Here is a 592-nt window from a genome sequence, read left to right as displayed (position 1 = left end):
GATTTGGAGGCGATCAAAATTAATATTTTAGAAAAAGTAACGGATGACGAAAATGATCCAGTGACAATCATAGAAGCTACAGCATTGAATGGCGAGGTCGTCAACAATGGAGACGGTACGATTACCTATACGCCTGTAATTGGTTTTGGGGCAGTTGATCAAATCTCATTTGTCATCAGTGATGGTGTTGCAGGGAATGAGGTTGAAGGAAAAATTAGGGTGACGATCGAGAGAGCAGAGTTTGTCAAGATCCCTGATGTTAAGTTTGAACAAGAGCTTATTGATGATGGTATAGACTCTGACATGATAATCAACGGCCAAATTAGTAGAAGTGATGCAGAGTCTTTTGAAGGGATTATAAATGTTGATAGTGCAGGTTTGGATAATTTGGATGGTATCGAAGCCTTTATTAATACAACAGGAATTAATTGTATTGGTAATAATTTCACTACTTTGGATTTTAGTCATAACAGAAAGATGACAGGAATATTTTGTAATGAAACACCGTTGTTGACATCGATCATTTTACCGGCCACGAATGACCTTACGTTTATATCCATCATTAATTCTGGTATTTCCTCTATTGACGTGA

Annotated in this window: 1 protein-coding gene; it reads left to right on the top strand. The window is 37.2% G+C overall.

Features of this window, described 5'->3' with window-relative positions:
• The coding region (locus tag SM447_RS29560) for a cadherin-like domain-containing protein (RefSeq protein WP_474576147.1) at positions 1-592 on the top strand (592 nt) is incomplete at both ends.

This window comes from Micromonospora aridisoli, assembly GCF_056150025.1.
This window is presented reverse-complemented; position numbering and strand designations above follow the sequence as displayed.